Annotated in this window: 14 protein-coding genes and 1 pseudogene; 8 read left to right on the top strand and 7 right to left on the bottom strand. The window is 59.1% G+C overall.

The annotated features are described in order from the left end of the window. Nucleotides 1–3: 3 nt before the first annotated feature. Together JOE39_RS13135 and JOE39_RS26335 are read right to left on the bottom strand one after the other, a co-directional pair. Entirely contained in the window at nucleotides 4–1,128 is a 1,125-nt protein-coding gene (locus JOE39_RS13135) for a branched-chain amino acid ABC transporter substrate-binding protein (RefSeq protein ID WP_210077265.1), read from the bottom strand. A gap of 75 nt (nucleotides 1,129–1,203) precedes the next feature. Then, nucleotides 1,204–1,455, bottom strand: a pseudogene (locus tag JOE39_RS26335) (hypothetical protein); the annotation flags it as partial. On the opposite strand from JOE39_RS26335, the gene JOE39_RS13130 reads away from it, so the two are divergent. Then, nucleotides 1,454–1,759, top strand: coding sequence for a DUF2288 domain-containing protein (locus JOE39_RS13130; RefSeq protein ID WP_003393364.1), 306 nt, complete (start codon nucleotides 1,454–1,456; stop codon nucleotides 1,757–1,759). The pseudogene JOE39_RS26335 and the gene JOE39_RS13130 sit on opposite strands and share 2 nt — an antisense overlap. A gap of 149 nt (nucleotides 1,760–1,908) precedes the next feature. On the opposite strand, the gene JOE39_RS13125 is transcribed toward JOE39_RS13130, so the two are convergent. Together JOE39_RS13125 and rapA are read right to left on the bottom strand one after the other, a co-directional pair. Beyond that, on the bottom strand, nucleotides 1,909–4,200 hold the full coding sequence (locus tag JOE39_RS13125; RefSeq protein WP_032659775.1) for an EAL domain-containing protein: 2,292 nt from the start codon (nucleotides 4,198–4,200) through the stop codon (nucleotides 1,909–1,911). 241 nt (nucleotides 4,201–4,441) lie between these two features. After that, entirely contained in the window at nucleotides 4,442–7,288 is a 2,847-nt protein-coding gene (gene rapA / locus JOE39_RS13120; RefSeq protein WP_003425586.1) for an RNA polymerase-associated protein RapA, read from the bottom strand. A gap of 233 nt (nucleotides 7,289–7,521) precedes the next feature. Between rapA and JOE39_RS13115 the strand changes: the two genes are divergently transcribed. Next, nucleotides 7,522–7,863 (top strand): hypothetical protein, encoded by a 342-nt coding sequence (locus tag JOE39_RS13115; protein WP_003348204.1) that lies wholly within the window; start codon nucleotides 7,522–7,524, stop codon nucleotides 7,861–7,863. Nucleotides 7,864–7,963: 100 nt separating this feature from the next. Further along, nucleotides 7,964–8,122, top strand: a complete 159-nt coding sequence (locus JOE39_RS13110) for a hypothetical protein (RefSeq protein WP_003314444.1) — start codon at nucleotides 7,964–7,966, stop codon at nucleotides 8,120–8,122. Between the two features lie 211 nt (nucleotides 8,123–8,333). Here JOE39_RS13110 and JOE39_RS13105 read toward each other — a convergent pair whose 3' ends face one another. Next, nucleotides 8,334–9,959: a type III helper protein HopAK1 gene (locus JOE39_RS13105; RefSeq protein ID WP_210077267.1), complete on the bottom strand. Its 1,626-nt coding sequence runs from the start codon at nucleotides 9,957–9,959 to the stop codon at nucleotides 8,334–8,336. 173 nt (nucleotides 9,960–10,132) lie between these two features. Next, nucleotides 10,133–10,603 carry a MaoC family dehydratase gene (locus JOE39_RS13100; RefSeq protein ID WP_003314447.1) on the bottom strand — a complete coding sequence of 157 codons (471 nt, stop codon included), beginning with the start codon at nucleotides 10,601–10,603 and terminating at the stop codon, nucleotides 10,133–10,135. A 368-nt stretch (nucleotides 10,604–10,971) separates the two neighbouring features. Between JOE39_RS13100 and fadD2 the strand changes: the two genes are divergently transcribed. Next, nucleotides 10,972–12,660, top strand: a complete 1,689-nt coding sequence (gene fadD2 / locus JOE39_RS13095) for a long-chain-fatty-acid--CoA ligase FadD2 (protein WP_074909886.1) — start codon at nucleotides 10,972–10,974, stop codon at nucleotides 12,658–12,660. Between the two features lie 354 nt (nucleotides 12,661–13,014). Beyond that, nucleotides 13,015–14,706 carry a long-chain-fatty-acid--CoA ligase FadD1 gene (gene fadD1 / locus JOE39_RS13090; protein WP_065093542.1) on the top strand — a complete coding sequence of 564 codons (1,692 nt, stop codon included), beginning with the start codon at nucleotides 13,015–13,017 and terminating at the stop codon, nucleotides 14,704–14,706. A 272-nt stretch (nucleotides 14,707–14,978) separates the two neighbouring features. On the opposite strand, the gene JOE39_RS13085 is transcribed toward fadD1, so the two are convergent. Continuing rightward, entirely contained in the window at nucleotides 14,979–15,224 is a 246-nt protein-coding gene (locus JOE39_RS13085; protein WP_210077269.1) for a type II toxin-antitoxin system Phd/YefM family antitoxin, read from the bottom strand. A 174-nt stretch (nucleotides 15,225–15,398) separates the two neighbouring features. Between JOE39_RS13085 and hrpA the strand changes: the two genes are divergently transcribed. The 3 genes from hrpA (at nucleotide 15,399) to JOE39_RS13070 (ending at nucleotide 25,689) form a co-directional block, all read left to right on the top strand. Beyond that, nucleotides 15,399–19,310, top strand: coding sequence for an ATP-dependent RNA helicase HrpA (gene hrpA / locus JOE39_RS13080; RefSeq protein WP_210077271.1), 3,912 nt, complete (start codon nucleotides 15,399–15,401; stop codon nucleotides 19,308–19,310). Between the two features lie 241 nt (nucleotides 19,311–19,551). Next, complete coding sequence (locus JOE39_RS13075; RefSeq protein WP_209995867.1) at nucleotides 19,552–20,673, top strand: beta-ketoacyl-ACP synthase III; 1,122 nt, start codon at nucleotides 19,552–19,554, stop codon at nucleotides 20,671–20,673. Nucleotides 20,674–20,793: 120 nt separating this feature from the next. Continuing rightward, nucleotides 20,794–25,689, top strand: coding sequence for an NEL-type E3 ubiquitin ligase domain-containing protein (locus JOE39_RS13070; protein WP_209995869.1), 4,896 nt, complete (start codon nucleotides 20,794–20,796; stop codon nucleotides 25,687–25,689). Nucleotides 25,690–25,727: the final 38 nt, after the last annotated feature.

The following is a 25,727-nucleotide window of genomic DNA, read 5'->3' as shown; positions in this document are numbered from 1 at the left end:
AGCTTATTTGGCGGCTTCGGTCTTGGGTTTGCCGAAGTGCCACTCGTAGACCACGAACTGGAAGTTCTTCAGGTCACCTTTTTCGTCGTAGCTCAGCTCGCCCATTGGCGTCTTGAAAGTACCGGCATGGATGGCAGCAGCCACCTTGGTGGTGTCTTCGGACTTGGCGGCAGCGATGCCGTCAGCAATGACCTGCACGGCGGAGTAGGACGGGTACACGAACGGGCCGCTCGGGTCCTGGCTCTTGGCCTTGAAGGCTTCGGTCAGTGCCTGGTTGGCCGGGTCCTGGTCGAAGGATTTTGGCAGGGTGACCAGCAGGCCTTCGGAAGCTTCGCCAGCAATTTGCGAGATCGACTCGTTGCCGACGCCTTCAGGGCCCATGAACTTGGCATTCAGGCCTTTTTCCTTGGACTGGCGCAGAATCTGGCCCAGCTCAGGGTGGTAGCCGCCGTAGTAGACGAAGTCTACGTTGGCCTGCTTGAGCTTGGCGATCAGCGACGAGAAGTCCTTGTCGCCAGCGTTGATGCCTTCGAACAGTGCAACCTTGACGCCTTTTTTCTCCAGCGTCTGCTTGAAGGCTGTCGCGATACCTTCGCCGTACTGCTGCTTGTCGTGGATGACTGCAACGATTTTCGGCTTGGCGACGTCGGCAATGTAGTTGCCGGCGGCCGGACCCTGAGCGCTGTCCAGACCGATGGTGCGGAACACCAGTTTGTAGCCGCGCGCGGTGATTTCCGGGCTGGTGGCAGCCGGGGTCACCATGATGATGCCTTCGTCTTCGTAAACGTCGGAGGCTGGCTGGGCGGAGCTGGAGCAAAGGTGACCGACCACGTATTTCACGCCGTCGTTGACCACTTTGTTGGCGACCGCAACGGCCTGTTTCGGATCGCAGGCGTCATCGTATTCGACGGCTTCAAGCTTTTTGCCATCTACGCCGCCTTTGGCGTTGATCTGCTCGATGGCCATCTTGGCGCCATTGAACTGCATGGTGCCGTATTCGGCGACAGGGCCGGTCTTGGGACCGGCGATGCCGATCTTGATGGTGTCAGCTGCGAACGAATGGCTGGCAACCCCCGCCATAACCAGTGCGGCAAACAGCCTTGAAAGCTTATTGGTACCCTTAGTCATGATGCTCCACTCTTGCGTTGTAGTTTTTATAATCCTGATGGCCAAGGCTCCAGGACCGATTCGATCACCGGTTGTCCCACGCCGCCAACTGTACCGGAACAGTTTAGAGCGCGGTTCGCTGGCTTGGAAAGCCGGGCGTCTGAGGACAAACCTGTGGGTGTCGCTTAATCGAAAGAAAGTTACAGAATCGAACCGCTTGAGCGTCTGAAATCACTTCAGATCCATAGGGTTATCTGCACTTCCCTGCGATAAATCGCCTGCTTCTGGGCTTGCCGGTGGGAAACTCGGCGTTATCATTGCGCCGATTTTCTTTTTGGTGAAACCCATGACGCAAGAACCTAGCACCCTCTATGCCAAACTGCTTGGCGAAACGGCATCAATCACCTGGACTGAATTGCAACCATTCTTTGCCAAGGGTGCCCTGTTGTGGGTCGAGTTGCCTCTGGATTTGATCGAAGTCGCCGAGGCGGTGGCCGAAAATGATGCAGCCAGGGTGTCTGCATGGTTGGCTGAGGGGCGGGTTGGCAAGGTGTCTGAAACCAAGGCGCTTGAGCTGGTGGAGACAGATCCGCTGCTCTGGGCTGTAGTAGTGGCACCTTGGGTTTTGATTCAAAACAGGGCGCAGGATTGATTTGCGCACCAGTCAGGTGCCGCGCGGTTTTCCGGAGTGAGTTGGAAGGTAACTTTTCGGCAGCCCGCGTAGCGTAAAACCCCACCTTGGAGGTAGCGGTTCCGCGGGCTGCACTGTTTCTTTAGACGGTGGAGCCGTGCGCCCCCCCCTCAGGTACGGACAGGTCTGGGACTGGCGAAATCGTCATTGTCACGCAGTTCGGCAAACACATCCGGAATGGCTGGTGTTTCGCTGCCCGACTCCTCGCTGTGCTGTTGTGGCAGGGCAGACCAGCGGGTAGTGGGCTCGCGCTGGTTCATCTGTCTGGCAAGAGGCAGGATGCGCTCCAGCGGCTGGGGCCTGCTGAACAGATAACCTTGTACGTAATCACTGCCAAACTGCCTGAGAAACTCCAGTTGATCCTGGGTTTCGACGCCTTCGGTTACCACTTTCAAGCGCAACGTATGCGCCATGACGAGGATTGCCTGAACGATTTCCATGTCCTGCGGGGACTGCGGAATGTCGATAATGAACGAACGGTCGATCTTCAGCGTGTCCAGTGGCAGTCGCTTGAGATAGGCGAGCGACGAGTATCCCGTGCCGAAGTCGTCAATCGACAGTGAAACACCCAGGCTGCGAATGTGCTTGAGCATCTGGATGGTGTTGCTGATGTTGCCCATCAAGGCATTTTCGGTCACCTCCAGTTCAAGCTGTCCAGGTGCCGCGTCAGCATCGGCCAGCGCCCGTTCAACCTCTTCGACCAGTTCGTTGCGGCCCAGCGTCAGCGCTGAACAGTTGACGGAGATGATCAGCTGTTCCAGCCCTTCCTGGCCTAGAGTGCGCAGGTCGTGACAGGCGCGGCGCAGCACCCAGTTATCCAGCTCGGCAATCAGGCCGTTAGTCTCGGCAATGCTGATGAAGCGTGCGGGTACCAGCAGGCCGTGGTGCGGGTGATTCCAGCGTACCAGCGCCTCAAGCTTGGCAACGTGGCCAGTGCGCATGTCGACAATAGGCTGGTAATACACCTGCAGCCCCTTCCCCTCGCGCAAGGCATTGCGCAGTTCTTCTTCCAGTTGCAGTTCCAGACTGGCTTTGGTCTTGAGAGCCGGGTTGAAGAAGTTGACGCCGTTGCGCCCTTTGTCCTTTGACTGGTAGAGCGCGAGGTCTGCGTGCTTGAGCAGCTCATCGCAGGTCGAACCATCACGCGGGAACACGGCAATGCCGATACTGGTGGTCATGACCATACGCCTGCCTGCCAGCGCGATGGTCTCCTTCATTTTGTGCATGACTCGATGAGCCAGATGTCTTGCCTCTTCGTAGTCCGGAATGCTCAGCAGAATGCAGAATTCGTCGCCGCCGAAACGCGCAACCACGTCCTGGGCACGTGTAGCGCTGCGGATGCGCTCGGCGATCACCTTGAGCAACTCGTCACCCGCGTCATGGCCCAGGCTGTCGTTGATGCGCTTGAAGTGGTCGATGTCAAGGAACATCACCGCAAGCATGCCTTTGTTGAAGGTGTGCTCCTGCAGCTTCTCGGCGAAGATCTGATTGAAGCCGCGACGGTTGATCAGGTTGGTCAGTGGGTCGTAATGTGCAACCTGCTGAAGCGAGACACGTGCCTGATCAAGCTGGCTGAGCAGCACATTGACCCGTTGCAGGTCATGCTCCTTGCCTTGCAGTTTCTTGTCGGCCATTGCTGCGCTGATGCTGCCGGCGATGATCAGCAGGGCGATGGCCGCGATGGTAAGCCCCAGCTGTTGGCTGTTTTCGGTAGTGGGGCCGTGCAGCGCAACGCCTTCTGGTATTACCAGCCGCAGCGCCTTCATGCCCATCAGGTGCATGGTCAGCAGGCCTGCGCCCAGCAAAAGGCTGACCGCGTAACGGAACATCTGATGAAACATGCCGCTGTACTGGCGCAAGTGCCGGGACAGGGTCAGGAGCGCAATGCTGGAAAGAACCGCCACCAGAATCGACAGGGCAAACATCCGCGGCTCGTAGTACTGCGTGGCAGTGGAGCGCATGGCCGACATGCCCAGGTAGTGCATGACACTGATGCCGATCCCCATCACCACCGCGCTGATCAGACAGCGCTTCAAGGTCAGCTCGGGGATGGTCAGTGCTCGCATGGCCACCAATGCGGTGATCAATACGATCAGCAGGGAAATCAGCGTGATGGAGAGGTCATAGGCGATTTTGAGGGGGGCCTGGAAGGCCAGCATGCTGATGAAATGCATCGCCCATACGCCACCGGCCAGGCAAAGCGCGCCCAGCGCTTTCCAGAGGCGACGGCTTTTGAGGGCGTCGACCTGGATGACACGGTCCGCAATGTCCAGCGTGGCAAAGCACGCAGCACAGGCCACGCCGTAAGCAAGCGCGACCAGAAACAGGTTGTGACTACAGTCGATCAACAATTGCACGTCCGCTGGTGGGTCAGCGAATACGTTCAAACCCAGCCAATCCATAGCTTGCCCTATTCTCACTGCAAGGGCGCCAAGGCTGAAGGCCTGGCGTTCTAGGCTGAGTATAGAAGCTGTTTACATCCTGCCAATACACGAGGTGCCAATTTGGCATCAAAGTGATGGCTGGCGCGTCTGGACTCTATGCTTGGGAGGACGCAGAGCGTCCGGAAAGGCATGCCCATGCGGAGCATGGGCACGATAGGGGGGGCGTATATCGCGTGGCAGGTGGGTGTGTAACTGGCCCTCAGCCTGCGACCAGTACCCGGATCGCTTCCAGACGCAGTGCCGCTTTTTCAAGCATGGCCAGACCCTGTTCACGTTGAGCGCGCAGAGCCACCAGTTCACTGTCGCGCACGGTCGGGTTGACCGCTTGCAATGCCGTCAGGCGGGCCAGTTCTTCTTCAGTATCGGCTGCCAGGCGGCGCTGCGCTTCGGCAACGCGCTCTGCGTGTTTCGGCGTGATTTTCTCTTCGCCCGCGTTGATCCTCGGGGTCAGTTGGTCACGTTGTGCCTGGATGAACTTGTTGGCGCTGGCACGGGGCACACTTTCGAGCTGATCATTGAGCGTGTTGAACGACACACGGCTGGCCAGATCGTTGCCATTCGGGTCGAGCAGGCAGCGCAGCGCGGCAGGCGGCAGATAACGTCCCAGTTGCAGCGAGCGCGGCGCAACCACCTCGCTGACGTAGATCAGTTCCAGCAGAACGGTGCCCGGCTTGAGCGCCTTGTTCTTGATCAGCGCCACGGCGGTGTTGCCCATCGAACCGGACAGCACCAGATCCATGCCGCCTTGCACCATCGGGTGCTCCCAGGTGATGAACTGCATGTCCTCGCGGGACAGCGCCTGATTGCGGTCGTAGGTGATGGTCACGCCTTCGTCGTCGCCCAACGGGAAGCTGGCGTCGAGCATCTTTTCACTCGGCTTGAGGATCAGGGCGTTTTCCGAATGGTCCTCGCTGTCGATGCCAAACGCGTCGAACAGGGTTTCCATGTAGATCGGCAGGCTGAACTGATCGTCCTGATCGAGGATCGCTTCGACCAGCGCTTCGCCTTCGCCAGCACCGCCGGAATTGAGTTCCAGCAAACGGTCGCGACCGGTATGCAGTTCGCTTTCCAGGCGCTCGCGTTCGCTGCGGGCTTCATCGATCAGTGTTTGCCACTCGTCGTCGTCACCGCTTTCCAGCAGCGGCAGCAGGCGCGGGCCGAACTGATGCTGCAGGGCGTTGCCGGTCGGGCAGGTATTGAGGAACGCGTTGAGCGCTTCGTGATACCACTGGAACAGGCGGGCCTGCGGACTGGTTTCCAGGAACGGGACGTGCAGCTCGATGGTGTGCTTCTGGCCGATCCGGTCCAGACGCCCGATACGCTGCTCCAGCAAGTCCGGGTGCGACGGCAGATCGAACAGGACCAGATGGTGGGAGAACTGGAAGTTGCGGCCTTCACTGCCGATTTCCGAACAGATCAGCACCTGGGCGCCGAACTCTTCGTCTGCAAAGTAGGCCGCCGCACGGTCGCGCTCAAGGATGTTCATGCCTTCGTGGAAAACCGTTGCAGGGATACCGGAGCGCACACGCAGCGCATCTTCCAGGTCCATGGCGGTTTCGGCGTGGGCACAGATGACCAGCACCTTGACGCGCTTGAGCATTTTCAGGGTATCGATCAGCCAGTCGACACGGGGGTCGAAGCGCCACCAGCGCTCTTCTTCACTGACTTCCGATTGCGACTGGAAGCTGACTTCCGGGTAAAGATCGGCATGCTCGCCGACCGGCAATTCGAGGTATTCGACAGGGCAGGGCAGCGGGTATTGATGCAGCTTGCGCTCCGGGAAGCCCTGCACCGCGGCGCGGGTGTTGCGGAACAGAACGCGGCCGGTGCCGTGACGGTCCAGCAGTTCGCGAATCAGACGCGATTTGGCTTCTTCGTCGCCGGTATTCACCGCGGCCAGCAGCGAATCGCCTTCGGCACCCAGGAAGCCGTGAATGGTCTCTTGCGCCGCAGCGGACAGCTTGCCCTTGTCGAGCAACTCCTGAACGGCCTGGGCCACCGGGCGATAGTTCTCGCTCTCGGCGCGGAAGGCCTTGAGGTCGTGGAAACGGTTCGGGTCCAGCAGGCGCAGACGGGCAAAGTGGCTGTCCTGGCCCAGTTGTTCCGGCGTCGCGGTCAGCAGCAGTACGCCAGCAATGACTTCGGCCAGCTGTTCGACCAACGAATATTCGCGACTGGCCTTGTCTTCGTGCCAGACCAGGTGGTGCGCTTCGTCAACCACCATCAAGTCCCAGCCCGCCGCAAACAGGGCGTCCTGGGCTTTTTCGTCTTCGACCAGCCATTCCAGGGCAACCAGCGCGAGCTGGGTGTCTTCGAACGGGTTGCCGGCATCGCTTTCCATGAAACGCTCGGCGTCGAACAGCGCAACCTGCAGGTTGAAGCGGCGACGCATTTCCACCAGCCACTGGTGCTGCAGATTTTCCGGAACCAGGATCAGTACGCGGTTGGCGCGGCCCGACAGCAGTTGGCGATGGATCACCAGACCGGCTTCGATGGTTTTACCCAGGCCCACTTCGTCGGCCAGCAGAACGCGTGGCGCGATGCGGTCCGCGACTTCGCGAGCGATGTGCAACTGGTGGGCGATAGGCTGTGCGCGCACGCCACCCAGGCCCCAGAGCGAGGACTGCAATTGACGGCTGGTGTGCTCGAGCGTGTTGTAGCGCAGCGAAAACCATGACAGCTGGTCGATCTGGCCGGCAAACAGACGGTCGGTCGCCAGGCGGAACTGGATGAAGTTCGACAACTGGGTTTCCGGCAGCGTGACCAGTTCGTTCTGCGCGTTCAGGCCGTGGTAGACCAGCAGGCCATCGACATCGTCGACTTCGCGAACGGTCATTTTCCAGTTTTCGAAGTGCGTGATCACGTCGCCAGGGGAGAAGCGCACGCGGGTCAGCGGCGCGTTACGCAGTGCGTACTGACGTGTTTCGCCAGTGGCCGGATAGAGCACGGTCAACAAGCGGCCGTCCTGTGCCAGAACGGTGCCCAAACCCAGCTCGGCTTCGCTGTCACTAATCCAGCGTTGCCCCGGTTGATACTGCTGCGCCATGCTGCCTGTCTCCCGCTTGAAAAAGCTGAGTATGTTAACGGAACGCGCCCCGAAGGCCAAAGGCAGCGTGAAAAAACTCATGGTCAGCGCCGGAACCTATCGAATTTTTGGTTCCATGACACTTATTTCACTGAGAGGAGTCAAAAAAGATCTTATAAACCATCACTGGCTATTTCAGCCCGGTTCAAGTTGCCTCGTGCACGGCCGACACCCCGGTAAGAGGAGATAAAACCATGCTGCAACCTATGCTTCCGTTAAGTGTGGTGCCAGTGACATCACAGCTGGATCCGGCCAAACGCATGCCGGACATTCCACCTGTCGCGCCGGTGCAGCAGAGCTCCAGCGAGACCTCCATCGACCTGCGCAATGAAGATACTGAACGCAGCGCGTTGCTGTTGCGTGAAGAGCAACAGCGCCAGCAGCAACAGCAGCAGGCTCATGGCGGTGGAGAAGCCGAGGAATACGTGGGGCTGGTGGTTCCGGGTGATTCGCTGAACGCCGACAATACCGTACCCGTCGTACCGCTCATCGACGACGAGCCGCGTCAGGGGCTTTGGGTGGATATTCAGATCTGATCGCTGCACCGCCCATGTCTGTACGGGTCACGGGACTGGCCAGGGCTGCTGCGATTGAGCATTATTGGCCCTGATTTCCCGTGTTCGAGAACCGCAAGCCATGAGCGACGACGCACAACTGATCGACCTGGGCGCCGAGCGCGCCAAGCGTATCCACGATCTGAATGACAAGCGCCTCAATGAAGTACGCAATGCCTTCGAGCAGGCCATGCCGTTGAGCAAGCAGAAAAAGTCCGGCAAAAAGCCCAAAAAGCGCTGACCCAGCCGCCACGCTCCTGATCTGATCAGTTTGGTTTCACAACAGCTGATCTGGATCAACTCGCCTTTATGCACGCTGCCTTAATCTTGTTGCATCGGATGCGCTGTAGGCGGACACGCGCCTGACTGCATTCAATGAGCACGCAAGGCACTTGGGGCGACTTCGGTCGCCCTTTTTTTCGTCTGCATGCCACGCCCTTCATCGAGCGCTATCAGTTCACAGTGTTGGCGCCGGCATGGGTCAGGTCATAGGCTCTGGCGGCTTCGGCGGTCTTGATGTCGCGCTGATAGCTCGGCGTCCAGGCGGTCACCGCTGACTTCTGGGTGAAGCTGACATTACTGCCGATGTCCTTGAAGTGCGCATCGCCATAATCATCCAGCACGCCGGAGTTGCTGGCCTTGCCGGAAACATCCACTCCTTTTGCGAAATAGTTGGCCTGCGAAAGGATGGTCGCATTCCCCGTCGCGGTAAAGCCAAGATGGAAATTGTCGATCGAGTTGTTATAAGCATCAAATAGCCCTTGACGCATCAATCCGGGTGCTCGTACATCAAGGTTGCTGAACACGTTGTTGGCGATGGTCATGCGCGGGTAGCCCTTGTACTCGGCCTTGGCTTGAGCGGAGTCGTCCGGCTGACCGAGAATCACGCCATATTTGTTGTTCTGGAATTTCGAGTTGGTCAGGCTGACGTTGTCTGCCGTTCCGCCGACATAGAGCAGCTTGTCCAGACCTTTGGGATTCTGATCCTTGGTGCCTGAATAGGTGTTGTGGTCGATCCAGTATTTCTGACCGCTGCTGATAAACATCTGCATGTCACCGTTTTCGCGATAACGGCTGTCGTGGTCGAAGTTCAGGTTCTGGAAGATGTCATTGCTGGCGGTCTTGCCGCTGGCCAGGTAGATGTTGTGCAGACTGTTGCCCTTGTCGGTGCCGAGCAGAGTCTTGTTGGCGCCAAAGTTGATGGTCACTTTGCTGTCGGCAGACAGATTGGCCCCCAGTTTGACGGTGCGGGCTTTATCGTCCTCCATGTACTTCTTGAGGTCCGCCACGGTATTGACCGTAACGACTTCGCCACCGTTACCGCCGGTGGTGTTGGCCTCTTTGGCGAAACCTACGATGCCGGACATGTCCGCGCCCTGGCCATGCGCTGCCGGGGTCACGGTTTTCGCTGCTTTAACCGTGTTATCGGTCTTGGTGGTGTCCGTCGAGGTTTTCGGCAGGGCAGGGTCATTGACCACTGCCGGGTTTACCGCATCGGGCCCGGCGGGTGTCTTGTCTGGAGTGGCACTGCTTCTCTCGGCCGTCCGGTCTGCTGTTTGTGACGGCGCAGCGGACGTCGGCTCTGTATTTTTTTGCAGTGATACAGGTTTTTCTGAAGGGTGATCGTTCTGCACCACAAAGGGTTTTTCTGCGTTGCCCTGAGGTGTCGAAGGCGACGAGGAAGAGGACGAGGGCGATGGCGATTGAGCGAGTGTCGGCGTCTGTTCGCGTTGAGTCTGTGCAGGCCCGGAGCCGTTCTGTAGATTGCCTTCCAGCAGAGAGAGCAGGTTGTTGAGGATGTTGCGGATCGCTTGCACAAGTTTGTTCAGTACCTGCTCACCGTTGCCACCCAGCATGTTTGAAGACGTGCTCGTGTCAGTCGGCTGGACTCTGGAGCCTAGTGTATTCAGCGAAGAGTGCGGGCCATTGGCCTGCTGTGTCAGGCCGAAGTCGATCAGGTTGCTATTGTGGCCCGGCTTGATGCCCTGACCTTGAAGCTGCAGTTGATCAGTCTGCGCCGGAGCATCCTGCGCAGAAGTCCCGGAGACGGGGTAATAGTTTCTGTTGATCGTATTCATGGCTGATTTCCCCGCCTGTGGGATGAACAATTCGTGATCCGGATAGGGAGTGCTACTGGTTTCCTGAGTGGAAAGCGCAGGAAAGCAGTTCCGGGTGCATCATGAATTTTTGTTCAGGCCACTGGCGAGTCGGTCGGTCGTGCGCGCTGCGTGGCGCACGCCCGTGCGCGGTATCAGCCGAAAGTGATCTCGGGCAATACGGTCAGGTCGACGGTCTGCTGCTTGCGCGGGGCGAGAATCTCGGCTTCGCCGTCCACAACCAGCTCATCGTTCTGATTGAAAACGCGGGTGGCGATGCGCACGCGGAACTTCGGCAGTTTTTCCAGGATTTCCAGGCGCACCGTCAGGGTATCGCCCAGTTTTACCGGCTTGAGGAAGGTCATCTGTTGACCGATATAGATGGTGCCGGGGCCAGGCAACTCGCACGCAACCGCCGCACTGATCAGCGCGCCGCTGAACATGCCGTGGGCAATACGCTCCTTGAACATGGTCTTGGAGGCGTATTCGGCGTCCAGGTGGACCGGGTTATGGTCGCCAGACATCGCGGCGAACAGCTGAATATCACGCTCTTCCACTGTCTTGCTGTAGCTGGCGGTCTGACCGACTTCAAGGGCTTCGTAAGGCGTGTTGGTGACTTGAGTCATGTGGCTGTCCTGACAATAAAAATGAATTGAAGCGCGCCGGTTCGTGCAATCCGACCTGGCCTTGATTTGTAACACTTGATGACCTGTCGCCGCCAATGCGCGGACAAGATCATTCAGACGCTTGCTGGCGCTCCCCGGATCACATTCAAGGCAAATAATAAGCAAACGTCGTGTGAATACGGCTACTGCGCTATCGGGCAAGTATCTTTACCAGCCCGATTGCCGTGCGCAGTGTATCGCCGACGACAGATTTCAGTCTGAACAGAGACAAGATTCATGCTGCTGATGAGGCCCGGACGATTATTTGCCTGAGGCACTTTAACTGCTAACGTCCGCCCAGACCTATGCAGGGAAAAAGGATAAAAATAATGCAAGCTGACTTCTGGGATGACAAGCGTCCGGCGGGTGTCGATGCCGAGGTGGATCTGCAGACCTACCAATCGGTCGTCGAGGTGTTCGAGCGCTGCTGCAGGAAATTCGCCGACCGGCCTGCGTTCAGCAACATGGGCGTGACGCTGACCTACGCGGAGCTCGAGCGTCACTCCGCCGCCTTCGCCGCGTATTTGCAGCAGCACACGCAACTGGTGCCGGGTGACCGCATTGCCGTACAGATGCCCAATATCCTGCAGTACCCGATCGCCGTATTCGGTGCGATGCGTGCCGGTCTGACGGTGGTCAACACCAACCCGTTGTACACCGCGCGCGAGATGCGCCATCAATTCAAGGACTCCGGCGCCCGGGCGCTGGTCTATCTCAATCTGTTCGGCAAGCTGGTGCAGGAAGTGCTGCCGGACACGGCCATCGAATACCTGATCGAAGTGAAAATGGGCGACATGCAATCGGCTGCCAAGGGCTGGCTGGTCAATACCATCGTCGACAAGGTCAAGAAGATGGTCCCTGAATTCCATCTGCCTCAGGCCGTCGGCTTCAAGCGGGCGCTGCGCCTGGGGCGCGACAGCCGCATGCAGGTCGTGCCGCGAGGTCTGCAGGATGTTGCCGTTCTGCAGTACACCGGTGGCACCACGGGGCTGGCCAAGGGCGCGATGCTCACCCATGGCAATCTGGTCGCCAACATGCAGCAGGTCTATGCCTGCATGCGTCAGCAAGGGCCGCAAGGCGGATCGCTGTTTGAAGAAGGCAAAGAGGTGATGATCGCGCCGCTGCCGCTCTATCACATCTACGCGTTCACGGCGAATTGCATGTGCATGATGATCAGCGGCAATCACAACATCCTGATCACCAACCCTCGCGATATCGGCGGCTTCATCAAGGAACTGGGCAAGTGGAAGTTCACTGCCATGATCGGCCTCAACACACTGTTCGTTGCGCTCATGAACCATCCGGAATTCAAGAATCTGGATTTCTCGGCGCTGAAAAGCACCAACTCCGGCGGCACTGCACTGGTCAAGGCCACGGCCGAGCGCTGGGCGCAGATCACCGGCTGCATGATCGTCGAAGGGTACGGCCTGACCGAGACGTCGCCTGTTGCCAGTGCCAATCCCTACGGCACTCTGGCGCGCTTGGGAACCGTGGGCATTCCCGTGCCCGGCACCGCCATGAAAGTCATCGATGACAATGGCATCGAGTTGCCTTTCGGTGAGCGTGGCGAGCTGTGTATCAAGGGGCCGCAGGTCATGAAAGGCTACTGGAACCAGCCTGATGCCACAGCCGAATGCCTGGACGCCGAAGGCTGGTTCAAGACCGGTGACATTGCCGTGATTGGCGCTGACGGGTTCGTCAGTATCGTCGACCGCAAGAAAGACCTGATCATCGTGTCCGGTTTCAACGTCTACCCCAACGAAATCGAAGACGTGGTCATGGCCCATCCGAAAGTCGCCAACTGCGCCTGCATCGGCGTGCCGGACGAGCGCTCGGGGGAGGCCGTGAAGCTATTCGTGGTGGCGCGAGACCCGGGGCTGAGCATCGAAGAGCTCAAGGCCTTCTGCAAAGAGAATTTCACCGGCTACAAGGTGCCCAGGCAGATCGTTCTGCGTGATTCATTGCCAATGACCCCGGTGGGCAAGATTCTGCGCCGCGAGCTTCGGGACATTGCCTGACCCTTTAATCGTCTCCATCTGTGTACCTGACCCCGTTTGCAGATCGCTGCAAACGGGGTCGATTTTTTCCGGAAACAGGCGATTATGCTGAGGGGCCGCTCTGGTCCGGTGCTTTTGAGGCAGTGATGAGGTTTTATTAAATGTATTAAAAGTGACCAGATGTAATTTTCTGGTCTTATTGGTGACTGTCGGGCCTTCTTATGCCTCTAGTCGGCCTTTGGCAAAGCTGCTACTCTCGGCGCGCTTTTTGATCAGTCATAAAGCGGAAAAAGCGTCTACTGCATAATTCCAAGCACAAGAAAATCATCGCTTCAGGCGATGTGAAGAATTCGCTATCGCTACGGAGCCGACTGAATGATTGATAACTTCTGGAAGGACAAGTACCCGTCCGGTATCCCTGCCGATATCAACCCCGACGAGTACCCTAACGTCCAGGCGGTCCTGAAGCAGTCCTGCCAGCGCTTCGCCGACAAGCCGGCGTTCAGCAACCTGGGCAAGACCATCACCTACGGCGAACTGTATGAGCTGTCCGGCGCGTTTGCCGCCTGGATTCAGCAACATACCGACCTGCAGCCGGGTGACCGTATCGCCGTGCAACTGCCCAACGTTTTGCAGTACCCGATTGCCGTCTTTGGCGCGATTCGCGCCGGGCTGATCGTGGTCAACACCAACCCGCTGTACACCGCGCGGGAAATGGAACACCAGTTCAACGACTCCGGTGCCAAGGCGCTGGTGTGCCTGGCAAACATGGCCCACCTGGCCGAGAAGGTCGTACCCAAGACGCAGATCAGGCAGGTGATTGTCACCGAAGTGGCCGACATGCTGTCACCGTTCAAGCGCTTGCTGATCAACAGCGTCATCAAGTACGTGAAGAAAATGGTCCCGGCCTATCACTTGCCCAAGGCCGTCAAATTCAACGATGTACTTGGCAAGGGCCGTGGGCAGCCAGTGACCGAGGTGTCGCCTGGCAGCGCCGATGTTGCCGTGCTGCAGTACACCGGCGGCACTACCGGCGTGGCCAAGGGGGCAATGCTCACGCACCGCAACCTGATCGCCAACATGCTGCAATGCCGGGCGCTGATGGCGTCAAATCTGGGCGAAGGCTGTGAAATCATCATCACGCCGCTGCCGCTTTACCATATCTATGCCTTCACCTTTCATTGCATGGCGATGATGCTGCTCGGCAATCACAACATCCTGATCAGCAACCCGCGTGACCTGCCGGCCATGGTCAAGGAACTGTCGAAATGGAAGTTCAGCGGCTTTGTCGGCCTTAACACGCTGTTCGTGGCCCTGTGCAATAACGAAGGCTTCCGCAACCTCGATTTCTCGGCGTTGAAAGTCACCTTGTCCGGCGGCATGGCCTTGCAGCAGGCCGCTGCCGAGCGCTGGAAGCAGGTGACGGGCTGTCAGGTCTGCGAAGGCTACGGCATGACCGAGACCAGCCCGGTGGCCACGGTCAATCCTTCTCAGTACGTGCAGATGGGCAGCATCGGTATTCCGGTACCGTCGACCCTGTGCAAGGTCATCGACGATGCGGGCAACGAGCTGGCGTTCGGTGAAACCGGCGAGCTGTGCATCAAGGGGCCGCAGGTCATGAAAGGCTACTGGCAGCGCCAGGAAGCGACCGATGAAATGATCGACAGCGAAGGCTGGCTGAAGACCGGCGACATCGCGATCATCCAGCCTGACGGCTATATCCGGATTGTCGATCGCAAGAAAGACATGATCCTGATCTCCGGTTTCAACGTGTACCCCAACGAACTGGAAGACGTGCTGGCGACGCTTCCCGGCGTGCTTCAATGCGCGGCGATCGGCGTCCCGGACGAGAAGTCGGGCGAGACCATCAAGGTCTTCGTGGTCGCCAAACCGGGCGTCACCCTGACCAAGGACAAGGTCATGGAGCACATGCGCGCCAACCTGACCGGCTACAAAGTGCCGCGCAGCGTCGAATTCCGCGACGTGCTGCCGACCACCAACGTCGGCAAGATCCTGCGTCGCGAGCTGCGTGACGAGGAATTGAAGAAACTGGGTGTGAAGAAGTAAGGGCAGACCTGAAACCGGATTGACGTTCATTTCCACGCCAGGCGCTCATCGTTATATAAAAATCTCGATGAGTGCAGAGCAGGGCTTTTGTAGATAATCTGTTCACGGTCAGGCTTTTATCAGGTGCTTTTCGCTGAAAAGCTTGGCTGTGTCAAAATCTTCTCCAGCGTGCATGCACGCCCACAAACCCGTCAGATATTTACGCATGACAGCACAGATGGCCTGTATTTTCCTTTTCCCACTCCTTCAAGGCCGAGGGCAGAAATTCAAGCTCAAAGGTCATCTATATCTACCGACACCGGCTTTTCATGTTGGCGAGATTTGATCAGCTCGGCCAGATCAAGCTCATCAAGCCTCTCCATCATTGCTTCAAACACCTCGGCAGGAACCATGTAGCCCATGACTTTATTGTGATTAAGGACGGCCACAGGTAAACCATGAGCGCCACTCAGGACCGCTGACGGATTTTTCTTGAGTTCAGAGACGCTGACCGCGACATCTGCAAGGATGCTTTGCATGATTTAGGACTCCAGTTGGTGCTCTATTTTGGTCTTTTTTTGATGCGCTGGTGCAAGAGAGAGGATGCTGCGTCGTTGCCGTCATAGACCGCCCAATCCTCAGACCATCGTCACGACCCACCGCAATCTGCGACAATCCGCATCTGCCATTTGAAAAAAGACCCTGCGCGCCTGATGACCGACGAATCGCCCTCTACCGACCAACTTCTGAAAAACCTCGACCAAGCGATGATCAGCGAACGTCATCGTCTGCGCCGTCAGTTGCACGACCTGCGCAAAAAGCCCGACGAGGCGAAGCTGGCGCAGTGGGTTGCGCGCGTGCAGGCATCCTGCGCGCAGGTCACGGCGCGGCGTGAAAGTGTCCCGGCGATTCGTTATGACGATAACCTGCCCATCGCGGCCAAGCGTGACGAGATCAAGGAAGCGCTGCTCAAGCACCAGGTGCTGATCATTGCCGGCGAGACTGGCTCCGGGAAGACCACCCAGTTGCCGAAGATCTGCCTTGAAATCGGTCGCGGTCAGCACGGTCTGATCGGTCATACCCAGCCGCGCCGGATCGCTGCCCGCAGCGTGGCCAGCCGGGTTGCCGAGGAAATCGGTACGCCGCTCGGTGCGCTGGTCGGCTATCAGGTGCGTTTCGAGGACCAGAGCGACAGCAACACCCTGATCAAGCTGATGACCGACGGTATTCTGCTGGCCGAAACCCAGCACGACCGCTTTCTCGAGCGCTATGACACGATCATCGTCGACGAAGCCCACGAACGCAGCCTGAACATCGATTTCCTGCTGGGTTATCTGAAGACCCTGCTGCCGCGTCGTCCGGACCTGAAGGTCATCATCACTTCCGCGACCATCGACCTGCAGCGCTTTTCCGAGCACTTCAACGATGCGCCGGTGATCGAAGTGTCCGGGCGTACCTTCCCCGTGGACGTCTGGTATCGCCCGCTGACCAGCGAGCAGGACGAAGACGGCAACAGCGTTGAAGAGGACCTGACCGTCGATCAGGCGATTCTGGCTACGCTGGACGAACTGGCGGCCTTCGAGCGCAGCGAGCGCAAGAGCCCAGGCGATGTGCTGGTGTTCCTGCCTGGCGAGCGCGAGATCCGCGATGCCGCCGAGGTGCTGCGCAAGGCGCAGCTCAGGCACACCGAGATTCTGCCGCTTTACGCGCGCCTCTCGCCGGCCGAGCAGCAGCGTATCTTTCAATCGCACCCTGGTCGTCGCGTTGTACTGGCTACCAACGTCGCTGAAACCTCGCTGACTGTGCCGGGCATCCGTTACGTGATCGACACCGGTACGGCGCGCATCAGTCGCTACAGTTATCGCGCCAAGGTCCAGCGCCTGCCGATTGAGGCGGTGTCCCAGGCCAGTGCCAACCAGCGCAAAGGCCGTTGCGGACGGGTCGAGCCCGGCCTGTGCGTGCGTCTGTACAGTGAAGAGGATTTCAACGGTCGGCCGGAATTCACCGACCCCGAGATCCTGCGCACCAACCTGGCCGCGGTCATCCTGCAGATGCTGCACCTGCGCCTGGGCGAGATCACCGACTTCCCGTTCATCGAGCCGCCGGACGGCAAGGCGATCAGCGACGGTTTCAACCTGTTGCAGGAGCTCTCGGCGGTCAACCGCGAGAATCAGCTGACCCCGCTGGGCCGCCAACTGGCGCGTCTGCCGGTGGACCCGCGCATGGGCCGCATGCTGCTGGAAGCGGCGAAGCAGGGCAGCCTGCAGGAAGTGCTGATCGTCGCCAGCGCCATGTCGGTACAGGACGTCCGCGAGCGCCCGCCCGAGCGTCAGCAGGCTGCGGATCAGGCTCACGCGCAATGGAAGGACGCCGACTCGGACTTCGCCGGGATGGTCAATCTATGGCGCGGCTTCGAAGAGCAGCGCCAGACCCTGACTGCCAGCCCGCTGCGTAACTGGTGCCGGCGCAATTTCCTGAATTACCTGCGCCTGCGTGAATGGCGCGATTCCCATCGGCAATTGAGCCTGATCTGTCGCGACCTGCAACTGACGGTCAACAAGGAGCCGGCCGATTACCCTAAGTTTCACAAGGCTATTCTTTCCGGTCTGCTGAGTCAGATCGGGCAAAAGGCCGACGAGGGCGATTACCTCGGCGCACGACAGCGGCGCTTCTGGATTCACCCGTCCTCCGGATTGGGCAAGAAGCGTCCACAGTGGTTGATGACCGCCGAACTGGTGGAAACCACCAAACTGTACGCGCGCATGGTCGCCAAGATCGATTCGGACTGGATCGAGCCGCTGGCCGGCCACCTGATCAAGAAAAACCACTTCGAGCCGCACTGGGAGAAGAAGCGCGGGCAGGTCGTGGCGTTCGAACAGATCACGCTGTTTGGCCTGATCGTGGTGGGCCGTCGCCCGGTGCATTTCGGGCCTATCGACCCGGTGGTTTCGCGCGAGCTGTTCATTCGTGAAGGCCTGGTGCGTGGCGATATCCTGTCGCGGGCCAAGTGCCTGAGCGCCAATACCCGCTTGCTGGAACAGCTCGACGAGCTGGAAGCCAAGGCTCGACGCCGCGATATTCTGGCTGACGAAGACACCCTGTACAGCTTCTACGAAGCACGCATTCCGGCCGAGATTCATCAGACGGCCACCTTCGACAGCTGGTACAAAACCGAAAGCCAGAAGAATCCACAGCTGTTGATCATGCGCGAAGAGGACGTACTGGCGCGCGAGGCCAGCGAAGTCACCGCCGCGCAGTATCCGGACACCCTGCGGCTGGGCGACCTGAGCCTGTCGCTGAGCTACCACTTCGAACCCAATCACCCGCGTGACGGCGTGACCTTGCGTGTTCCCGCGCCGTTGTTGCTGTCGCTGCCTGCCGAGCGTCTTGAATGGCTGGTGCCGGGGTTACTCGAGACCAAGTGCATTGCGCTGGTTCGCAACCTGCCCAAGGCGGTGCGCAAGAACTTCGTACCGGTCCCGGATTTCATCAAGGCGGCGTTGCAGCGCATCACCTTCGGCGAGGGCTCATTGCCTCAGGCGCTGGGCCGTGAACTGCTGCGCATGACCGGTGTAAGGGTCAGTGACGAAGCCTGGGCCGAGGCGGCACAGCAGCTTGAAGGTCATCTGAAGATGAATCTGGAAATCGTCGATGGCAGCGGCAAGTTTCTCGGTGAGGGGCGCGATCTGGCCGAGCTGACGGCGCGCTTTGCCGAGGCGAGTCAGGCCGCGCTGGCCGTGCCGCAAACCGCAAAAAGCCAGCAGCCCGTGCAGGCCAAGGCCTTCGCTGCGGTGGCGCAGAAAACCCAGCAGAACATCGCCGGGCTGTCGATGACGGTTTATCCGGCGCTGGTCGAAGAGGGCGGAGCGGTCAAGGAAGGCCGTTTCTCGACCCAGGCCGAGGCCGAGTATCAGCATCGCCGCGCCTTGCAGCGTTTGCTGTTGCAGCAGTTGGCCGAACCCGCCAAGTTTCTGCGCAACAAATTGCCGGGGCAGACCGAACTGGCCTTGCTTCATCGCGAGCTGGGGCGCATCGATGCGTTGATCGAAGACATCCTGCTGGCCAGCCTCGACAGTTGCGTGCTGGAAGGTGAAGCCGAGTTGCCGCGCGACGGTGCCGGCCTGCTGTCGCTGGCTGAGCGCAAGCGCGCCGACTGGACCGAGCATGCCGAGCGGCTCGCGAAGCTGACGCTGGAAATTCTCAAGCTGTGGCACGGTCTGCAAAAGCGCTTCAAAGGCAAGATCGACCTGTCCCAGGCTGTGGCGCTCAACGATATCAAGGCGCAACTGAGCAAGCTGGTGTACCCAGGATTCGTCCGCGAGACCCCGGCGGTATGGCTCAAGGAGCTGCCGCGTTATCTGAAGGCCATCGAGATGCGTCTGGAAAAACTGCCGTCTCAGGTGCAGAAGGACCGGGTGTGGAGCATCGAGCTGGCAGGTCTGTGGACGCAATACCAGGCACGCGCCGACAAGCACGCGCAAGAAGGCAAGCGCGACCCGGAACTGGCGCTGTACCGTTGGTGGATGGAGGAATACCGCGTCTCGCTGTTCGCCCAGCAACTGGGCACGAAAATGCCCGTGTCGGACAAACGGTTGAGCAAGCAGTGGAGTCAGGTGGAGAGCTGATCCGCTGCTTCCTGTCACGAAGTAAAAGGCGTCTATCGTGCCTATATTCATTGGCCCGATAGCGCCAAAACCGGGCTCTGTGGCACACTCCGCGCCTGTCTTCACCGTGTCATGAAATGCTGCTCCCGGTTACGGGCAGCTTTTACAGTCGCACTGGTACGCAGGTCCCAAAAAGCAGTGGGCCTTCAGTTGCCGTGCGTGAGCAGGTCATTACCTGCAACTCAATAAGAGAGGAACGACCGTGCACAACGTCGTCATCAGCGGCACAGGCCTGTTTACCCCGGCCAACAGCATCTCCAACGAAGAGCTGGTGCAGTCTTTCAATGCCTATGTTGCACAGTTCAACAGCGATAATGCCGCCGCTATCGAACGTGGCGACGTGCAGGCGCTGAGTGAGTCCAGCGCCGCTTTCATCGAAAAGGCTTCGGGTATCAAAAGCCGCTTCGTCATGGACAAGGAGGGCATTCTCGATCCGCAGCGCATGAAGCCCAACCTGCCGGAGCGCAGCAATGACGAATGGTCGATCCTCTGTGAGATGGGTGTAGCTGCCGCCAGACAGGCGCTGCAACGCGCCGGCAAAACCGCTGCCGACATCGACGGTGTAATCGTTGCCTGCTCCAACCTGCAACGCGCCTATCCGGCAATCTCCATCGAGATTCAGCAAGCGCTGGGCGTTGCCGGTTACGGGTTTGACATGAACGTGGCCTGTTCGTCGGCCACCTTCGGCATTCAGACGGCCTGCAACAGCGTGCAACTGGGTCAGGCTCGCGCCTTGCTGGTGATCAGCCCGGAAATCTGCACCGCACACCTTAATTTCCGTGACCGTGACAGCCACTTCATCTTTGGTGACGGCGCCACGGCGGTGGTGGTCGAGCGCGCCGATCTTGCCACGTCGCCTTATCAGTTCGATATCGTCAGCACCCGGCTGCTGACCCAGTTTTCCAACAACATCCGCAACAATTTCGGTTTCCTCAACCGTACCTCGGACGAGGGCCAGAGCGCGCCGGACAAGCTGTTTGTGCAGGAAGGCCGCAAGGTATTCCGCGAGGTGTGCCCGATGGTCGCCAAGCTGGTCGCTGCGCATTTGCAGGACAACGGCATCAACATCACTGACGTCAGACGCTTCTGGCTGCACCAGGCCAACCTGAGCATGAACCATCTGATCGTCAAGAAGCTGCTGGGCCGCGACGCCAGTGTCGAAGAAGCGCCGGTGATTCTCGACACCTATGGCAATACCAGCTCGGCGGGCTCGGTGATTGCGTTTCACACCTATCAGGACGACTTGCCGCGAGGCGCTCTGGCGGTACTCAGTTCGTTTGGCGCTGGTTACTCGATCGGCAGCGTGATTCTGCGCAAGCGCTGATCGCGTTCGACGGGTAGCGCTCTTGAGACGGGCGCTACCTGTCATATCCCGTTATGTCATGTGCAGGCCGTTGGGTCTTTATCGTATTGGCTATTCACAAAGCCATTAGCGGTATCGACCATGTTCACCCTCAGATACAACCCCTTTGAAACAATAGAATCGTCCGTTGCACACGCCTCTGTAACGCCTCCACCGCAGGACGCGGCGCCGTTCGAAGCGGAGCACGCCAACACCGAATTCATCAGGCTCAACTTGCCAGACTGGTATGTGGGCGCGCCTACGGCACTGCGCCAGGCGCTGCACGCCAGCCAGCAAAGCGCACGCCGTTGCGCGCAGGCGCTGGAACCAATGCGCAACCGGCTGTTATCGGCGCAGCAGTTTGCAGCGCCCTTGCTGTCGAAAGCGTTTGTCGAACGTTTCAAGCTCGACCTCGACGTTGAAGGCTTTCAACTGATGACCTGGCGCTACGACAGCACCTGGAACCCGGTCCCGCTCGAGCAGACTCTGCTCCAGGCGGCCTTGCAGAACTTCGCTCCGAGCAACAGAAGCCGCTTCGATCCCTACTCTGCAATCTTGCGCGCAGGTGGCCTGCGCTACTGGCTGATCGACAGCGCCCAGCGCCGCTACAAGGTGGAATACCGGGACCGTCAGGCGATCGATCTCGAACAGTTCGCTGATTTTTGCCATGAGCTGGATCTGGGCCGCCAGTATCAGACCCATCTGGACAGCGTGTTCAAACCGCCAGGCCCGGCTGCGCAAGCGGTTGCCAGCGCATTCATGGACAGCGAGCGTGCCGCCGTCGAGGTGCTTGCGCATATCGCTGTGATGAAAGGCGATATCACTGAAGCGGCGTACCAGACCCTGCTGGACATGGTGAAGTCCGTTGACCAGCCGCGATGGGATGGCAAGGGCGTGCGTTACTGCCAGCTGCACATGCTCGACACCTACACGTTCCCCGGCTCGCTGTTACAGGGTGCTTTGCTGATACAGCAGGATGGCGCCAGGCCCGATGACGGTCCTTGTCTGGTCTACCTGCCTTCCGAGCCCTCGCATCCGATCAAGCAGTTCGCATCGTTGCGGGCCTTCAACGCCTGGCTGGTGACGGCGTTGGGCAGCGAACACTATCGACGCTACTTCAGCCGTTTCGTCAGCCTCGGCCAGTCTTCGGCATTTTTTACCAAACTGGACGCGCGGCTGTATCCGGCCAGGGATCGCAAGCTGAACCCCGATGCCGACCTGGTCGTGCAGGCACAGCCATTCTCGAAGCCGCCATTCGCGCAGCTATACGACCATTTACTGGCCAAAACCTATGACGACTCAAAGGCTATCGCGGTGCCTTCCGCTCAGGTGGACCAGCAGGCTCACGATGCACTGATCGAAAGCCTTGAAAACAATGGTATGAACCTGCTCAACGTGGCCGGGTTCTTTGTGCCGGTGCTGGGTGAAGTCATGTCCGTGGTCGCCCTCTATCAGCTCGCCAGCGAAGCGTTCGTTGCTTACGAAGACTGGAAGCACGATGAAGTCGAAGACGCCATGCAACATGTCTACGACATCGGCGAAAACGTTGCACAGATGCTGGTGGCAGGCGGCGTCGTGGCTGCGGTGAACGGGCTGCAACCCTCGATGTTCATCGAAAGCCTGGTGCAACGGCGTGTCGACGGGGCCGTACGTCTCGGCAAGCCGAGCATTGATGCCTATGCGCATACGGTTTCGTTGCCCGACAACCTGAGCAGCAACGCCCTTGGGCTTTATGAGCACGAGGGCAAGACCTGGTTGCCACTGGACGGCAAACTGTATCGCGTCGAGTCCGATGCAGACGGCACCCAATGGCGCGTCAGGCATCCGGTGAATGAGCGTTCGTACGCGCCAAGGCTCAAGCACAACGGTGCCGGTGCCTGGCGCCATGAATGGGAAAACCCCATGGGTTGGGACGAGGTAACGGCTTTCAGACGCCTGAACCCGACGTATCATGCGTTCCTGGAAGAAGACATTCATAAAGTCCTGCGCATCACCGGCACCCAAGAGGCGTTGTTGCGCCAGGTCCATGTCGAGAACCTCCAGCCTCCGGCCTTGCTGAAGGACGCCATTCAGCGCGTTGAAACAGAACGGCAGTTGCACGCCTGCATCGACGCTCTTCAGGCCGCCGACGTGGCTGATGTCCATGTTTCTCATCTTGAACCGTGGCTGAAACTGCTGGTGTCATCACCGCGCTGGCATGAGGCCCGCGGCCTGCTACTGATCGACGCCCAAGGCGCGCTGCTGGAAGCGTGGAACGCGGGATCGCAGATGACGCTGTCGTCCCATGTCACAGGGCCGACCGGGCAGCTCACTGAGGTGCTGGGTCAATTGCTGGAAAATCTGTCCGCCGATGAAGCCGCTCGTCTGAGCGGAAGCGACAGTGCCGACAGGGCCGTTCAACTGCGTGGCCTCAAACGCTATCTGGCCGATTACGCCCAGACGCACATCGGGCGCCTGCTAGATGACGTGCAGGCGCTCAAAGGTCGCAGCGACGACCCGCATGTCCAGCTGCTACAGCGCGACTTCGAAAGCCTGCCGAGCAGCGTGGCGCTCGAACTCATCGGCATGGCGAGCGATGCAGACAAAGCGCGAATGACCACTGAAAAGCGCATTCCTCTAGGGCTTGCCGAGCATGCCCGCGAGTATCAGCAGCAACTGCGGATAAACCGCGCCAACGAAGGCTTCTATCGGGCGGTAACCGATAATCCGGACACCCGGGCAGCGGGGCTGGGCATGCTGCAGTACGTGCCAGGCTGGCGGGGTGATGTTTCGATCGATCTGTTGAAGGATTCGCTGGAGGGCGACGAAATAGCCAGTCTCGACAGCGATCAGGCCTCATCGCACCGGCTGCTGGTCAATACCGAGCAGGGTGTTCAGTGCTTTGAGCCGTCGGGCGAGTCGCTCGGTGAAGTGGATCAGCAGTTTTTCAGGGCGTTGTTGCTGGCGCTTCCTGAGCAAGTGCGGCTCGACGTCCAGCTGCCCGCCGATGCGGATGAGCTGCAACTGCGCAGCCTGTTGCGCAATACGGCAGTCGAACGACGCGAGCGCATGGCTGCCGTTCTGCAATTACAACTGATCAAGCCGGGTATCAAATGGCCGCAACGCTTGCCCCATGGCCGTATTGGCTACCCCCTGAGTGGACGGTTGCGACGTTTCTTTCGTCGTCTGGGCATCGGCGCGTCCAGGTACTCGCCGGAGCTTGCGGTAAAAAGCTTATACCCTGATTTTTCCGATGCAGAGGTGTCCGGTTTCCTGAACGCGTTGCGCGCCGAACACACCGGACTGGCGAGGGAGTTGTCGACTTTCGTCCGGCAAAGACTGAGCAGCCTCGCCGATGAACTGCGAACGCTCCAGGTTACCCTGGACACTTGGGTCGCGGAAACGCCCTTTTCTTCGATGCGCCGGCCGAGGGAGGTTGCCGCGACGCGCATTCACGACTGCTGGAAACGCTTGAGCGTTCAGTGCCGAAACTTTCAAGGCGACTTCTTGGGGTACGCGCTCGATCTGGATAATCTGCGTATCGGACAACTACCGGATATCACGGCCAACTTCGACCATGTGGCGGTGCTGAAAGCCCGCGCCATGCAGCTTACCGATCCACAAGCGGATGCATTACTGAAAAACTTCAATAGACTGCGTTCACTGAGCCTGGACTTCAATGACCTGCGATCCTTGCCGACTTCGATAGGGCAAATGCCTCAGCTTGCAGAGCTGTCCATCAGCCACAATCCGCTGATCTGGACAGAGTCCGCCAACGCGACGTTGCAGAACCTGAACCGCCTGGAAATTCTGGACCTCAATTTTTGCTCGCTCGGCGAGGACGTCCCCATCAATGCACTGAACTCCCTGCGCCTGTTGTTTCTGCGCGGCTCCGGCATTAGCAGATTGCCGGCATGGAACTGGCTTCGGTCTGAGCTGATTCGTATTGATGTGCGTGACAATCGCATCTCGGAAATATCCATCGATGAGCTCGATAACATCGAGCGCTCCCTCAGTTCCTCGCGCCTGCACTTGCATCTGAACGGCAATCCGTTGAATTCACCCACGCTGGAGCGCATCAGGCTGTTTCGCGAGGGAAGGCTGCGACCGCGATGGGGTGTCAGCCAGAGTGTCAATCCGGTTGAGGCCGTGCCTGACAGTGCGCCGTGGCTTTTAGGCCTGAATCGTGAGCAGGCCAATACCCGCACAAGGCTGTGGCAAGACCTGCGCGCTTGTGCCGGCTCCACGGATTTTTTTCAGATGCTAAGCGATCTGACACACTCGGCCGACTTTTCAAGTAACCGCGATGAGCTGATTGCGCGGGTCTGGTCGATGATCGAATCGGCGTCGGTAAACGCCGAGCTGCGTGCCCAGCTCTTCGATGTTGCTGCGCACCCGCAGACGTGTGGCGATGGACTGGCATTGGTGTTTGGCGACATGGAAGTGCGCGTCCAGATCTTCTCGATCATGTCATCCACGCCGGCGTCTGCGCAGCCACGCAAGCTGTTCAGGATGACCCGCAGTCTGGACCGTCTGGACCAGGTGGAGAAAATTGCCCTGCGCGAGATTGCGTTTCGCCAGGCGAGCGGCGAGAGCGTCGATGAGGCCGAAGTACGCCTGGCCTATCGCGTCGGTCTGCAGGCGCGGCTTGAACTGCCGGGCCAGCCGCGAACCATGTGGTTCCGCGCTATTGCCAGGGTGAGCGAAGCGGATTTACAGACGGCGTACAACGAAATCATTGATCGCGAAACCACCCCTGAGTTTTTTCAGTCGATGATTGCCCGGGAGTTCTGGATGAGTTATCTGGAAATTCGTTACGCCCCGGAGTTCGAGCCGGTCAAGCAGCCTTTCAATCAGCGCCTGGTGGCCCTGGATGAGTTGCCGCCTGACGAGCAATCCGATCAGCAGTACCTCGAGCAGATTGGCGTGATCTCCCGTGAGCGTGAGCGAGCGATCAACGAATTCGCGGTCACTCTTTCCAGGCAGATTGCGGAGGCGGTGAACATCACGGCTCAATAAGGGATATTCTTCACCCTGTCTGCCTATCGGGGAACCTG

The sequence above is a fragment of the Pseudomonas sp. PvP100 genome, from assembly GCF_017833055.1.
GTDB classification, from domain to species: Bacteria; Pseudomonadota; Gammaproteobacteria; order Pseudomonadales; family Pseudomonadaceae; genus Aquipseudomonas; species Aquipseudomonas syringae.
Note: the sequence above shows the minus strand (reverse complement) of the source record. Positions and strands in the feature narration are given on the sequence as shown.